This is a genomic window from Cellulomonas sp. GbtcB1 (assembly GCF_019091725.1).
In the GTDB taxonomy this organism is placed as follows: Bacteria; Actinomycetota; Actinomycetes; order Actinomycetales; family Cellulomonadaceae; genus Cellulomonas.
Genome location: NZ_JAGXJG010000477.1, coordinates 1 through 241 on the forward strand (window position 1 = coordinate 1; position 241 = coordinate 241).

General features: G+C 78.0%; 1 protein-coding gene. It reads left to right on the top strand.

Annotation, left to right across the window (positions count from 1 at the left end):
* Positions 1-241, top strand: a 241-nt coding sequence (locus tag KVT14_RS21080) for a PP2C family serine/threonine-protein phosphatase (protein ID WP_368858793.1), incomplete at both ends; no start/stop codon positions are given.

Here is a 241-nt window from a genome sequence, read left to right on the forward strand (position 1 = left end):
CGGCGTGCTCGCGCAGCTGACCGTCGACCACTCGGTGGTGCAGGAGCTCGTCGACTCCGGCGCGCTCAGCCGGGACGACGCGGAGCAGCACCCGGAGCGGCACGTGCTCACCCGGGCGCTCGGCACCGGCGCCGCCCCGGAGCCCGACTACTGGACGCTGCCCGCGCGCCCCGGCGACCGCCTGCTGGTGTGCCCCGACGGCGTGACCGGCGAGCTCGCGCCGTCCGACCTGGCCGACGTG